At 49.5% G+C, this 13212-nt stretch carries 17 protein-coding genes; all 17 read left to right on the top strand.

Translation table 11 applies throughout. From position 1 onward, the window contains the following. Positions 1–48 precede the first annotated feature (48 nt). Entirely contained in the window at positions 49–984 is a 936-nt protein-coding gene (locus ACTQ3A_RS10970; protein ID WP_441494575.1) for a Fic family protein, read from the top strand. Between the two features lie 325 nt (positions 985–1309). Continuing rightward, positions 1310–2986 carry a GspE/PulE family protein gene (locus ACTQ3A_RS10965; protein ID WP_441494576.1) on the top strand — a complete coding sequence of 559 codons (1677 nt, stop codon included), beginning with the start codon at positions 1310–1312 and terminating at the stop codon, positions 2984–2986. 3 nt (positions 2987–2989) lie between these two features. Further along, positions 2990–3178 carry a hypothetical protein gene (locus tag ACTQ3A_RS10960; RefSeq protein WP_441494577.1) on the top strand — a complete coding sequence of 63 codons (189 nt, stop codon included), beginning with the start codon at positions 2990–2992 and terminating at the stop codon, positions 3176–3178. Then, positions 3175–4227 (top strand): type IV pilus twitching motility protein PilT, encoded by a 1053-nt coding sequence (locus tag ACTQ3A_RS10955; RefSeq protein ID WP_441494578.1) that lies wholly within the window; start codon positions 3175–3177, stop codon positions 4225–4227. Before ACTQ3A_RS10960 ends, ACTQ3A_RS10955 begins: the two co-directional genes overlap by 4 nt. 14 nt (positions 4228–4241) lie before the next feature. Continuing rightward, positions 4242–5456: a type II secretion system F family protein gene (locus ACTQ3A_RS10950; protein WP_441494579.1), complete on the top strand. Its 1215-nt coding sequence runs from the start codon at positions 4242–4244 to the stop codon at positions 5454–5456. Between the two features lie 82 nt (positions 5457–5538). Next, a complete protein-coding gene (locus ACTQ3A_RS10945; protein ID WP_441494580.1) occupies positions 5539–6114 on the top strand; it encodes a hypothetical protein in 576 nt (191 codons plus the stop codon). Between the two features lie 192 nt (positions 6115–6306). Next, positions 6307–7080 carry a prepilin peptidase gene (locus tag ACTQ3A_RS10940; RefSeq protein WP_441494581.1) on the top strand — a complete coding sequence of 258 codons (774 nt, stop codon included), beginning with the start codon at positions 6307–6309 and terminating at the stop codon, positions 7078–7080. Between the two features lie 193 nt (positions 7081–7273). After that, entirely contained in the window at positions 7274–8275 is a 1002-nt protein-coding gene (gene pilM, locus ACTQ3A_RS10935) for a pilus assembly protein PilM (RefSeq protein WP_441494582.1), read from the top strand. 15 nt (positions 8276–8290) lie between these two features. Further along, complete coding sequence (locus tag ACTQ3A_RS10930) at positions 8291–9037, top strand: hypothetical protein (protein WP_441099988.1); 747 nt, start codon at positions 8291–8293, stop codon at positions 9035–9037. Further along, positions 9034–9666, top strand: a complete 633-nt coding sequence (locus tag ACTQ3A_RS10925; protein ID WP_441494583.1) for a hypothetical protein — start codon at positions 9034–9036, stop codon at positions 9664–9666. The genes ACTQ3A_RS10930 and ACTQ3A_RS10925 overlap by 4 nt, the downstream gene beginning before the upstream one ends. A gap of 187 nt (positions 9667–9853) precedes the next feature. Next, the gene (locus ACTQ3A_RS10920) at positions 9854–10279 is read left to right on the top strand and encodes a type IV pilin protein (protein ID WP_441494584.1); all 426 of its coding nucleotides are present in this window, start codon (positions 9854–9856) and stop codon (positions 10277–10279) included. A gap of 316 nt (positions 10280–10595) precedes the next feature. Continuing rightward, a complete protein-coding gene (locus tag ACTQ3A_RS10915) occupies positions 10596–10964 on the top strand; it encodes a type IV pilin protein (RefSeq protein ID WP_441494585.1) in 369 nt (122 codons plus the stop codon). A 157-nt stretch (positions 10965–11121) separates the two neighbouring features. Further along, positions 11122–11568, top strand: coding sequence for a pilin (locus ACTQ3A_RS10910; protein WP_441494586.1), 447 nt, complete (start codon positions 11122–11124; stop codon positions 11566–11568). Positions 11569–11633: 65 nt separating this feature from the next. Then, positions 11634–12116, top strand: coding sequence for a type IV pilin protein (locus tag ACTQ3A_RS10905; protein ID WP_441494587.1), 483 nt, complete (start codon positions 11634–11636; stop codon positions 12114–12116). A gap of 56 nt (positions 12117–12172) precedes the next feature. Then, positions 12173–12691: a type IV pilin protein gene (locus ACTQ3A_RS10900; protein ID WP_441494601.1), complete on the top strand. Its 519-nt coding sequence runs from the start codon at positions 12173–12175 to the stop codon at positions 12689–12691. Between the two features lie 186 nt (positions 12692–12877). Beyond that, positions 12878–13057, top strand: a complete 180-nt coding sequence (locus tag ACTQ3A_RS10895) for a type IV pilin protein (protein ID WP_441494588.1) — start codon at positions 12878–12880, stop codon at positions 13055–13057. 7 nt (positions 13058–13064) lie between these two features. Next, the coding region (locus ACTQ3A_RS10890; RefSeq protein WP_441495319.1) for a type IV pilin protein at positions 13065–13212 on the top strand (148 nt) is incomplete at its 3' end.

Here is a 13212-nt window from a genome sequence, read left to right as displayed (position 1 = left end):
GATCATGCTAAAATAAGTAAAGCATTTAAAAGGAGGTTCGAATTTCCAGTGTTCAATTATGATGGACTGAACCGAAAACTGAAAGAGAAGGGAGTTACAAAAACTGATCTGAGAGCACGCATCGGTCTCTCCAGCCGGACGATTGCAAAGATCGGGAAGGGGGAGAAACTTTCAGGGAGAACCCTGCAGAGAATTGCGGATTATCTCCGATGTGATTCGGCAGAACTTATGCGGGAGGTTTCTGATAACATCATTCTTCAGACACTCAGGGATGAGAAAGAGGCGAAGATTTCCGGCGGTCTCTACCACGAGCTTCAGGTTCGCATGACTTATAACTCCAACCATATCGAGGGCAGCAGGCTGACGGAAGATCAGACAAGGCTGATTTTCGAGACGAATACGATTGATGCGGGTGAAGGCGTACTTGTGGATGATATTATGGAAACCATACATCACTTTCGGGCAATTAATTATGTGATTGATCATTCAGAGGAAAAACTGACAGAGGAGATTATCCGACAACTGCATTATATTCTGAAATATGATACAAGGGACGCCGCGCTGAACTGGTTTGCTGTCGGGGATTACAAGAAACGCCCCAATATGGTCGGAGGACACGAGACGGCAAGACCGGAGGAGGTGCATAAACGGATCAGCGATCTTCTTCACCGTTATAACGGAATCGAACAGGTAAGGCGGGTAACGATGGATGACATAATTGCCTTCCATGCGGAGTTTGAATACATTCACCCGTTTCAGGACGGGAACGGAAGAGTTGGAAGACTTGTGGCATTAAAAGAGTGCCTTCGTTACAACATTGTGCCATTTCTCATTGAGAACAGCAAAAAAGCTTTCTACTATCGCGGCTTGGCGAACTGGAAACAGGAAAAAGGATGGTTGACAGACATTTGCCTTGACGGTCAGGATACTTTCAAGGCTCTGCTGGAGACGCTCGGAATCCCCTGCGGCAAAACAGAGCAATAGCGACCTGTCGTGCAGCTCATCGTGACGCAGCTCATTGTCGCGCAGCCTATTAACGCGCATCTCATCGTGGCACAGGCCATCGTGGTACAGCTCATTGTCGCGCAGCTTATTAACGCGCATCTCATCGTGGCACAGGTCATCGTGGGGGGATCGTGGCGTCCGCTGAAATTGACAGTATTTTGGGTTTGTTGTATATTTGGGTTTAGTTTTTGGTATGATGAATATATGAGATAAAGAGTATTGGCGATAGAGGAAATGTGGAGTCAACTGCCCAACACCTGAAGGTAGTAGTTTTCCGCCTGCAGCAAACGAAAGGACTTTGTTTATGAAGAATAAACGACTGGGAGATATGCTTGTCTCGTCGCATGTGATTACAGAGGATCAGCTGAATCAGGCGCTTCGGATGCAGAAGGAGCAGAAGAAGCGGCTCGGACAGGTTCTCATTGATAATGGATTCATCACGGAGGCGCAGCTGATCGATACCCTTCGTATTCAGCTCGGTATCGATTACATCGATTTGGGTAAGGCCGATATTGATCCGACGATGTCAAAATATATTCCGAAGTCGCTGGCGAAGAAAGCGTTGATCGTTCCGGTTTCCGTCTCCAAGGACTCGCTGTTCCTGGCGATGGCGGATCCACTGAACTTCATGGCGCTGGAGGAGGCGCATGATACATCGAAGAAGAAGATCATTCCGATGATCGCTTCGCAGGCTGCCGTGGAGCATGCGATCAATGTACTCTACAGCAACGAGGGCGCCGCCGAGGCAATGGCGCAGATGATGGCGGATGCCGGGCTGACAAAGGACGAGATCAAGACACCGGAGGAAGAGGATGTCGAGGATGCGCCGACGATCCGATTGGTGAATTCGATCATCGAGCGCGCCTACAATGAGAAGGCATCCGATATTCACTTTGAGCCGACCGAGACGGAAATGGTCATCCGCCTTCGTGTAGACGGGCGGCTTCACAGGATCATGACGATCCCCGGCGACCTGATGGGCTCGGTAACATCAAGACTGAAGGTCATGGCACATCTGAATATCGTTGAGAAAAGAATCCCGCAGGACGGCCGGGCGATTCTGAAACTGAAACAGAACGATGTCGATATGCGTATGTCCACGCTTCCGACGATCTATGGAGAAAAAATCGTAATCCGAATTCTCGGTACAGAGGGCTCCATGCTGACCCGCGAGGGAATCGGAATCCCGCAGGACGAGAATGCAAAGATCGACCGGCTGCTCAAGAATACCAGCGGGGTAATCATGATCGTGGGTCCAACCGGAAGCGGAAAATCCTCGACGATGTACGCCCTGATGCAGGAGCTGTTAAGTGAGTACACGAACCTGATCACGCTGGAGGATCCGGTGGAGTATCACATCGAGGGCGCCACTCAGGTGCAGATCAACGAAAAAGTCGGACTGACATTCGCCAGCGGACTTCGTTCGATTCTGCGACAGGACCCCGACATCATCTGTGTCGGCGAGATCCGTGACGGCGAGACTGCAGAGATTGCGATGCGCGCCGCGATGACCGGCCATCTCGTGATCACGACCATTCATACCGAGGACGCGGTATCGGCCATTGACCGTCTGAAGGATATGGGCGTCGCTCCGTACCTGATTTCCGCCGGCCTTCGAGGCATCATCTCTCAGAGACTTCTGCGGAGAATCTGCCCCGCCTGCAAGGAAGAATACACGCCCGAGGCGGCGTCACTTTCCCTGGCCAGAATCCACAATTACCCCGGAAGAAAGTTCTACCACGGAAAAGGCTGCGACAACTGCTACCATTCCGGCTACCGCGGGCGAATCGGCGTATTCGAGATCCTGATGATGAACGATGAGCTCCGTCACTGCATCACCTCCGGCGGTGACAAACAGGAGTTCACGAAGCTGGCAGAAAAAACAAACTACGTGACAATGCTGGAACATGCAGATAAACTGGTAGAAGACGGTATCACAACAGTTGATGAAATTATCCGTACAATAAGTATTACAGATTGAGTAATGGATGGTAAGACTGCTTTCTTTGCTGAGCCTGGGAATTTACAAGCTTATTTGAAAATTCGGGATGCATTTATGATTGCAGGGATAGCTGACCTGGATAGAATTACAGGGATAGCCGACTTGAATAGAATGGCAGGGATAGCTGACATGAATAGAGCGGTTTGGGAAATGAGAGGCATAAAGAAATGATGAAGGTCGACCAAATGGTTATGACAGCAGCAGCGATGCGCGCATCAGATATCCACCTGATCTGCGGACTTCCGCCGAAAATTCGTGTGGACGGAATACTTCAGGATCTGACAAGTGATATTCTGACCGATGATGACTGCAAAAAAATAGCCGAGAAACTGGCGGGAGAGCATTACGATTCCATTCGTGATATCGGAGAACTGGACATGGCGGCGTCCATCGGCGGCGAGCGTGTCCGTATCAACCTGTTTCACCAGAGAGGCCATATCTCAGCAGCACTGCGTATCCTGAGCAATCATATCCCGGAGGTCGAGGAGCTGGGGCTTCCGAAGGCGGCAGAGAAGTTCGCCAATTACCGGAAGGGCATCGTGCTCGTCACCGGCGAGACCGGTTCCGGAAAATCCACAACACTCGCGGCTCTGTTGAACCGGATCAACGAGACCCGTGCCGAGCATATTGTAACGCTGGAGGATCCGATCGAGTACCTGTACGAGCCGAAGAAGAGCATCATCAACCAGAGAGAGATCGGAACAGACACCAGAAGCTACGAGGACGGACTTCGGGCGGTTCTGCGGGAAGACCCCGATGTCATTCTGATCGGCGAGATGCGTGATCTGACCACAATTGAGACGGCGCTGACGGCAGCAGAGACCGGTCATCTCGTCTTCGCGACGCTGCACACGAACTCAGCCGTCGATTCCATCGACCGCATGGTCGGCGTTTTTCCGGAAGAGAGACAGCCACAGATCCGTATGGAGCTGTCAACCACATTGAACGCGGTTCTCTCGCAGCAGCTTCTGCCCAGAGCAGGCGGCAAGGGCCGGATTCTTGCGGCGGAAGTCATGATCGTCACGACTTCCATACGAAATCTGATCCGCGAGGGCAAAACACCGCAGATGCATTCCGCGATGCTCACATCCGCAGCGGAGGGCAGTGTTACGATGGACAACTTCCTCCTCGAGCTCGCCGCGGACCGCAAGATCACGCCGGAGACCGCACTGGAGGCGTGCAACGATGCCGATTATATGAAGAAGAAATTCATGTTCTGAGAGGGAAATAGCATATGACTACATACCAGTACCGCGCCATTGATACCGACGGCAAATCAATCCGTGGTGTCGTGCAGGCGCCGGATGAGTATTCAGCGGTGCAGAAGATCCGGCAGAGCTGCCCGATCATCACTGAAATTTCCGCTGTGAAGGAATCCCGTAATGTGCTGTCCATGGAGTTCGGCGGGAAACCGAAGGTAAACGCCAAGATTCTTTCCGTTCTCTGCTCCCAGTTTGCCGTAATGCTGAGATCGGGTATGCCGGTCGGGCGGTGCATCTCAATGATCGCCGAGCAGACCGAGGACAAAAAACTGAAGAAGATGCTGCAGGAGGTCGCCGCTGATGTTGAGGATGGAAGCAGCCTTGCGTCCAGCCTCGAACGAAACGGGAAGGGCGTTTTTCCATCGACCTTTATTGAAACAATCCGGGCAGGTGAGCAGTCAGGTACTATCGAGAACTCCTTCTCCAAGATGCAGATTTACTATGAAAACGCAAGCAAAAATCAGGAGAAGATCAAGGCGGCGATGACTTATCCGATCTTTGTCGTCATCGTAGCGATCATTGTCCTGATCATCATCATGGCGAAGGTGATCCCGACGCTCACGAGCACCTTTGAGTCGCTCGGCGGCAATCTGCCCATGATGACACAGATCACCATCGCGATCTCGAATTTCTTCGCAAAGTGGTGGGGACTGTTCGTGATTATCATCCTGGCAGCCGTGATCGGACTGTCCGTCTACTTCCGAACCGATAAGGGCGCGCTTGTCAAGGGAAAACTCCAGCTTCGGATGCCTGTCATGGGAAAAATCAACACAGCCAACAGTGCTGCTCAGTTCGCGGATACAATGTCTGTGCTTCTGGCATCCGGTCTTACGGTCAACAATGCCGTGGCGGTAACGGCAAAGGTCATGGACAATGAGCTGTTCCGGCGTGATGTAGCGGCTATGCAGCCGAAGATTGAGGAAGGACAGCCCCTGGGCAAATGCATCGAGGCGAGCGCCTATTTTCCAGACAACCTCAAACAGATGACCGCGATCGGAGAGGAAACCGGTTCGCTGGAGGATACCTTGCAGACAATCGGAGAGTACTACAACAACGAAGCGGACTATCGGACAAAACAGGCACTGGCAAAGCTGGAGCCCACGCTTCTGATTTTTCTTGCCTTCTTTGCCGGGTTCATCGTCATCTCCGTCTACCTGCCGATGTTTACGATGTACAACCTGATGTAAGAGAGGAACGGCGGATCAGAGAATGAACTGAAGCAGGGGAACGGCAGATCAGAGAATGAACTGAAACAGAGGAACGGCAAGAATGGGGAAGCGAAATCGATCGATAATCAGAAATAAGCGGGGAATCGCGAACCTGACCGCAGTTCTTCTGATCGCGGTGATTTTTTTCTGCGGCATGTTTGCGGTTCGAATGTATATCCGTCACCTGAACGATGCGAAGATGACCTTCGACCGGAACCAGGTCGAGAATGCCATCAAGGCAGCAAAGGTCCAGTACATGGAAGACGGGTTCGGAGGTGATGTCACCTACTATTTCGACTCTGTCAACAGCCGGATGCTCGGCTGGGATGAGATCGGGAAGATCGAGGGGTACGGGCGCTCCGACCGCAGGCACAACGCGAACGGGGAGACAGGAGCGCTCGGTATTCCGAATCTCGGAGGAAAGAACGGCGGGCAGCTTCTCGCGCTATCCGTGGAGGACAACGGGACGGTGGTTCACCCAAGATGGCAGGGACACACACTGACCGCCTACGACTACACCCTCATGACCATCAGTGAGAAACGGCGGCTGAACACAGAGCAGAAGGATCAGATCGAGAAGGATGCCGCGAAAACCGGGACGAAAATAGCCGGTCTCGGCGCGGCCGCATCATCATGAAGCAGACAGATATCGGAGGCTGTGGCATCCGTGCACTGCGGTAAAATACGCCGCACCAGTTGATCGATTTACGGGATCGGCTCCTGGAGTATCTGTGGAAGCAACTGAGCATTTGAGCTGCGTATTTGAACAGTGGTGAACTGTGTATTTGAACAGCGTTGAATTGTGTATTTGATATGAGGGGTAATCACGGTGGAACCAACTCTATTTCTGACAATATACGGAGGAGTCGTCAGCTTCGTCTTCGGTGCCGTCTTCGGCAGCTTTATCAACTGCCTTGCGTGGCGGATTGTGCACGGCGAGAGCGTGCTGAAGGGCAGAAGCCACTGTGCGGTCTGCGGTCATCCGCTTTCAGCGGCGGACCTGGTGCCGATCTTCAGCTACCTGTTTCTGAAGGGCAGATGCCGGTACTGCCATGAGAAGATTTCCCCGCGGTACATGATCGCGGAGCTGATTCTCGCCTGCGCCTTCACAGGTGTATATCTCCGATACGGGATCAGCATTCTCACGATGCGGTACATGATCCTGTCCTGTATCCTTCTCGGACTTTCCCTGACCGACCTGGATACCTTTGAAATTCCGAACGGCTTCATCGTGGCAGGTATTGTGCTGTGGGCGGTTACCCTTCCCTTCACCGGGGAAAAAATCAAAGACCAGCTGATCTCAGGCCTTCTGGGCGGAGCCGTCATTGCAGGGGCATTGCTTCTGCTTTCACTTCTCTTTGACAGGGTCACCGGCAAGGAAGGACTCGGAGGCGGAGACATCAAGCTTTTCTTCATGGCAGGACTCTTCACCGGACCGGTAACCGGACTGTTTAATCTGATTCTGTCCTGTATCATCGGACTGATTTTTGCCGCGATCCGCAGGGAACACAGAATCCCCTTCGGTCCGGCAATCTCCATCGCAACCTGGATCAGCATCCTGTTCGGCCAAGCCGTAACCGGGTGGTACCTGAGCCTGTTCTGACAGGAGGTACCTGATCCGCGCGGTAAGATTTACAGAAGAAATTCATAAACGTTTTTCGAATCGTTCCACAATAGGAAGTACCTGATCTGTGCGATATGACAAACAGAAGGGTATATGAACTTGATCTGATCTGATATAATATAGAATAGTCTGTATCACGAGGCAAAAAACATAACGGGAATGAGGGCGTGCTATGCCAAAGAATAAGATACTGGGAATCGATATCGGGAATTACCGGATCAAGATGACGCTGTGCCAGAACAATGTCCCGGTCCGATTTGTGAGCGAGCGGGTGCCGGAGCACCTCGTAAAGGACGGACGCGTCACATCCTGGGACGCGGCAGGAGATTTCATCAAGGAACTGATGAAGGCAAACGGCATTAGCTGCCGGACAGCGGCTGTCGCGATGCCGGAGAACACAGCCTATATCCGGCGGATGGAACTTCCGCTGATGACGATCAGTCAGCTGAAGGTTAACCTTCCCTTTGAATTTCACGATTACATCACAGAGGATTTCGACAAATATATCTACGATTATGCGGTAATCGGCCGAAACGAGAAGAAAATGGAGCTCCTTGCGGTGGCTGCCAGTAAAAATCTGATTCAGAACTACACCGCCATGTGCAGAAGAGCCGGCCTCAGACTGGAAATCATCGCTCCGGAGGTAATCGCCTTCCGCACGATTATTCAGGACTTCGAGAAACGGCACAGCATCGAAAAAGGAAGCAGAGACTATGTCATCCTCGATGCCGGCGACCGTACCATCAATCTTCATTTTTTTCCGAAGGGAGAGTACGAAATCACACGAAGCATGGAGCCGGGATGTCACGAACTGGCGAAGGCTTACGCGGAAGTGGTCGGCCTGAATGAGAAAACGGTGAAAAATATCGATATGAGCAGTCTGGACGATCAGAAGGACATCATCCAGGATGACCAGCAGATTCAGGACCTGTACAACAGCATGGCCGTTCAGATCATGCGTGTGCTCAATTTCTACAGCTTCAATAATCCGAACAACAACATCGACAAGCTGTACTACTGCGGCGGCGGATCGAGAATCGACGGACTCATGAAGGAAATTGCAGAGAACGTCGAGCTGCCTCAGATCAGCATCGCCGATCTCATCGAGACGAAACCGGAGTTTGATGAGAGCATGATCCTCGGGCCGCAGTCGGTCGGAATCACCATGTTCTAAGGGGAGGAATAAGCATTGAGCCTGAAAGATCTGTTAAGTATGGAAATCGGCCCCGGCGCTTCCGGAAGCGGCAAAAAGCCGCAAAAGAGCAGCACCGGCGCACGGGGAAAAGGAAAATACCCGACAAAGACAAGCATCAATCTGGTCTTCCACGAGAACAACGGAAAACGCATCGCCTTCGATCTGGTGGTCTTTGGCATTTTTCTCGTGGCACTCGGGATCTTCACCAAGTTCATGGTGCTGGACAAGCTGAACGAGATCAATACCGCACAGGCGGAATACGGCGCGAAGCAGGAACAGCTCAAGGAACTTGTATCGTCTAACAGCGTCTATGACGATGTGAGCGGTCAGTACAGCCACTACGGAACCGGATACATGAATTCCGACGAGCTGGCCATGCAGGACCGGGCAAAAATGATGCAGGTGATTGACCAGGATGTTCAGGTTGACAGCGGAATCAAGAGCATATCAATTACCGGCAACACCGCGACGCTGACCATCGAGCGGACGACATTGTCTGAAGTCTCCGACGTGGTCCAGGCACTCCAGAGCAGCGACATCGTACAGTATGTCTCGCCTTCTACCGCATCCACAGGAGATGACAGCACAGACACAGGCGTTGTGACGGCGGAGATCACCATCACCTTTACCTCCCCGACCGGTGCCGTATCCAGTTCGTCCGGCGACGGGGAGCCATCGCTGACGGATCAGCTTGCGGCCAAGAAGCAGGAAGCAGAAAGTGAGGGAATGGAAAATCAATGAAACTTAATCGTAAATTTTCCAAAAAAGAAACTGTCCTCATCCTGATACTGACCTTTGCCCTGCTGGGATTCATCTATTATTTTTTCACCTATGATTACCTCGAGTCACAGCTCCGCAGTTATGACACCACGGATCTGGACAGCCAGATCACACTGGAGCAGAAGAGAGCGGCAATGATCAGCCAGATGAAGCAGGACATCGCCAACGGCACAGTGGCATATTCCGGCGAGGTCGCCACCTACAACAACCTCAGCAATGAGATGACGGAGCTGAACAACATCTTCTCCGGAACCTCCGTCTACAACTTCGATTTCGAGGAGCCGGAGGCGACAGACAATACGGTTCGCAGAAATATCAACATCACCTTCACCTCCAACAGCTATGCGGAGGCGGAAAAAATAATCAGCAGCCTGTACTCCTGCAGATACCGCTGCCTGATCAGCGATCTCGACATCGCAGCCGGCAGCGACAGCGGCGTTCTGCAGAGTGGACCGGTCAGTGTATCCATGAAGGTGACCTTCTTTGAGACACTCCAGGGAGCGACAGACACCAGCGGCATCATCGTCGATAGTTCATCCGACGAAAGCCAGACAGACGACACCACTTCAAGTTCCGCTGCATCATACTGAATGAAGCCCATAAAATTCCGCCGATTCTCTAATTTCGTCTAGATTGATTAAAATAATCGACAAAATTTGGGCAGTAATTCACATGACTAGACTTGTCAAATGACGAAAAAGCATATATTATAATATCAGTAATAATTTTTATTTCCTTAGTTAAGAGGAAATGATATTTAAGAGGAGGACCTGAAAAATGTTGAAAAAATTAAAAAACAGCAAGAAGGGATTCACACTTGCTGAGCTGCTCATTGTTGTAGCAATCATTGGTGTTCTGGTGGCGATCAGCATTCCGATCTTCACAGCACAGCTCGAGAAGGCAAGAGAGGCGACGGATGCGGCTAACATTCGCTCTGCTTACGCAGAACTTGCCGCTGATGCTCTTACGGGCGAAGCAGTTACAGCGTCTACTGAAGGTAATATTACAATAAATGATGCAAAGGCTGATTCAGATACGTTGACAGCCACAGTACAGTTAACGCAAACAACTGCTGGTTGGCAGAGCTCCAACCTTAAAGGTAGCAAAATAGGTAGCATGGATGCTGGTGATCCTACTGCTAATGGTACTGCTACAATTACCGTGACGCGTTCTACTGGTGTTGCTGCATTAACATATAATTAATTAAAGATTAACTTATTCAGCATTAGAAATTAATGCCCTCCGGAGCAATCTGGAGGGTTTCTTCATATCATAAGCTATTACGCGCGCCTGTCCATCGCTTGTAATGACCCTAGACTATTGCGCAGTATGAGGCTATTTTCCGCAGATTTCGGAACCTGCGGGCGTAATATAAGAATGTGGTTCATCAGCCCATAGGGAGACGACCGGGATGGACCACCTGACCTGCAATTTTCAACGTGCACATTTGCGCGTAATAAGGTCGTTTTCCGCAATTTTAAGAACTGTGGGCGTAATTATGAGAGGGGAGTGATGCCCAATGAAAAAGAATAATAAAGGCTTCACCCTTGCTGAACTCCTCATTGTGGTTGCGATAATCGGAGTGCTCGTGGCGATATCCATACCGATCTTCAATAATCAGCTTAGGAAGGCTCGGATGGCTACCAATCAAGCAAATGCAAGAGCAGGCTATGCAGCGGCAGTCGCGGAATATATCTCCATGGGTGCGCCACAGCCGATAGGTGGATGGGCTTTCACTTATGATGTCACAACAGGTAAGGATATAGCGTATGAAAATTATACGATAAATAAAACAATACCGGGGGCGGCTTGGGCGCCTTTATTCATGATCCCGGTGCGACAAGTATTGAAAGCTGGCCTGATTATCCGAGTGACACGAAAGATATAGAATCCTTTTATCGTCAAATCATGAAGAGATGGTCGTTTGTATTAAATAGTGACGGAAGTATTAGATATATTTACTATTCACAGGTTCGGGAATAAATTCCGCACTATGGAGCTTTATTGGTCTCAATAAAACTGTTCACGAAAGGGAGTGATGCTCTATGAAAAAGAATAAGAAGGGCTTTACATTAGCGGAGCTCCTGATCGTGGTTGCCATCATTGGAGTCCTTGTTGCAATATCCATCCCGATCTTCAATACTCAATTGAAAAAGGCAAGGTTTGCGACCAATCTTGCAAATGCGCGGGCCGCAAAAGCAGCTGTATTTGCAACTTACTATGACACTAATGAACAGATGAAATGCAAGGTTTATGATATAAAGACTGGGACTGTATCGGATCCGAAATATAATAATGCTTTGGACTATCAAGCTGCAGATAAAGGTGGCATATTATTTGCTCAGACATATACTGAGCCAGAAACGTGGACTATGAAATCATTTCACGGGATACTCACAGAAAGAGTATACAGCAAGATAGGCATCGAAAGAGATAGTTCAAAAAATGATTACAAGCCTGGAACGACACGTTATTTATTCTACGACTATTAAGGTATACATGGAATCTGTCTCTTGAAATGAGATCTTAGGCCGGATCAGATAAGGAGTGATGCGGGATGAAGAGAAAACTGAATAAAGGCTTCACCCTTGCAGAACTCCTCATCGTAGTCGCAATAATTGGAGCGCTTGTCGCAATATTCATCCCGATCTTTACCTCACAACTTAGAAAAGCGAGAGTTGCAGTAAACCAGGCAAATGCGAGAGCGGGAGAGGCTGCGGCGTATGCTGCATATCTCGAGGATCCTTCTTACGATATTATTGCGTATGATATACGCTCGGGTAAGGTCGCAAAATCGAAAAGTACTGGCGCGAATATAGAGAGCGATTTGATAATTAATAGTTATAGTCCGGATGCCAATATAGTTCCTACTGATATTTCATCATGGAATGTTAATACTCCGTTGGCGCAAAATAAGGATTATAAGTTTGGAGATTACTATTTCTACCACTACATTTATACGTTCGATAAAGATGAATCCATCACAAAGATACAGGCGAACGATAACTACAAAAGTAAAAATGTAAGGGACCCATATTGATAGAGTATCGCGGTGATGCAGTACAGATCCATATCAAACGAAAGGAGTGATGCTCTATAAAAAAGAATAAGAAGGGCTTTACATTAGCGGAACTCCTGATCGTGGTTGCCATCATTGGAGTACTTGTTGCGATATCCATCCCGATCTTTACCGCCCAGCTCAAGAAAGCTAGACTTGCAACAAACAAAGCAAACGCGAGATCTGCTTTATCTGCAGCGATGGCTGAGTTCATTGATGCACCGGAGGAACATAAGGCAAAAACACCTAATGGAGACCCCAAGCACATGTACTTCAGGTACGATACCGCAACAGGGAAATGTACTTATCTGGGAGTCAGTGACACGAGCCCATATAAGGGAACGGTTTATAATAGCTTTGCAAACATAGGGTATCAACCTAACCATAACGGCCTAGGTATAAGTGATGTTTCAAAATGGGATGAGAATACAACAAGCCAAGTAAAATATGATGCGAAACAACATCCTAATACCGTCCTCACCGACCGCATTTACCGCTATTGGGATGTTGCCATGCAGGGAGATGGAACTTTCCTGGCAATTGTGTGCTTGTGGTAATGGAAGGCAGGCGTTTGGAGATGAGGAGCGGTTACAAAGAACTTCAAACTCCTTGCTTTCCTCACCGTGACTGCCATCAATTGAGCGCTTGTCGTCACCAGCATTTCAATCATCAGTCCAGGAAAGCAAGAATGAAAATAGGGGGAGCAAGATTATAGCAAGATAGCGACCGGAGGTGAACATGACATGAGGAGAGATGACAACAAGGGATTCACTCTTGCGAAACTTTTAATCGTAGTAGCTATAATTGGAGTACTCGTTGCAATATCCATCCCGATCTTCAGTAAGCAGCTGGAGAAGGCAAGGGACGCAACGACACTGGCAAATTTGCGAAATGTATATTCAGAAGTTATAGACCGGAGGTGAACACAACATGAGGAGAGAAGACAACAATGGATTCACTCTTGCGGAACTTTTAATCGTAGTAGCTATAATTGGAGTACTCGTTGCAATATCCATCCCGATCTTCAGTAAGCAGCTGGAGAAGGCAAGGGATGCAGTTACCGTAGCTAATCTTCGAT

Source organism: Bilifractor sp. LCP21S3_F8 (assembly GCF_052117805.1).
In the GTDB taxonomy this organism is placed as follows: domain Bacteria; phylum Bacillota; class Clostridia; order Lachnospirales; family Lachnospiraceae; genus Bilifractor.
This window is presented reverse-complemented; position numbering and strand designations above follow the sequence as displayed.

Coding starts and splice junctions, on each gene's coding strand:
- ACTQ3A_RS10965 (WP_441494576.1), top strand. CDS start 1,310: ATGAAGAATAAACGACTGGGAGATATGCTTGTCTCGTCGCATGTGATT.
- ACTQ3A_RS10960 (WP_441494577.1), top strand. CDS start 2,990: ATGGATGGTAAGACTGCTTTCTTTGCTGAGCCTGGGAATTTACAAGCT.
- ACTQ3A_RS10955 (WP_441494578.1), top strand. CDS start 3,175: ATGATGAAGGTCGACCAAATGGTTATGACAGCAGCAGCGATGCGCGCA.
- ACTQ3A_RS10950 (WP_441494579.1), top strand. CDS start 4,242: ATGACTACATACCAGTACCGCGCCATTGATACCGACGGCAAATCAATC.
- ACTQ3A_RS10945 (WP_441494580.1), top strand. CDS start 5,539: ATGGGGAAGCGAAATCGATCGATAATCAGAAATAAGCGGGGAATCGCG.
- pilM (WP_441494582.1), top strand. CDS start 7,274: ATGCCAAAGAATAAGATACTGGGAATCGATATCGGGAATTACCGGATC.
- ACTQ3A_RS10925 (WP_441494583.1), top strand. CDS start 9,034: ATGAAACTTAATCGTAAATTTTCCAAAAAAGAAACTGTCCTCATCCTG.
- ACTQ3A_RS10920 (WP_441494584.1), top strand. CDS start 9,854: ATGTTGAAAAAATTAAAAAACAGCAAGAAGGGATTCACACTTGCTGAG.
- ACTQ3A_RS10915 (WP_441494585.1), top strand. CDS start 10,596: ATGAAAAAGAATAATAAAGGCTTCACCCTTGCTGAACTCCTCATTGTG.
- ACTQ3A_RS10910 (WP_441494586.1), top strand. CDS start 11,122: ATGAAAAAGAATAAGAAGGGCTTTACATTAGCGGAGCTCCTGATCGTG.
- ACTQ3A_RS10905 (WP_441494587.1), top strand. CDS start 11,634: ATGAAGAGAAAACTGAATAAAGGCTTCACCCTTGCAGAACTCCTCATC.
- ACTQ3A_RS10895 (WP_441494588.1), top strand. CDS start 12,878: ATGAGGAGAGATGACAACAAGGGATTCACTCTTGCGAAACTTTTAATC.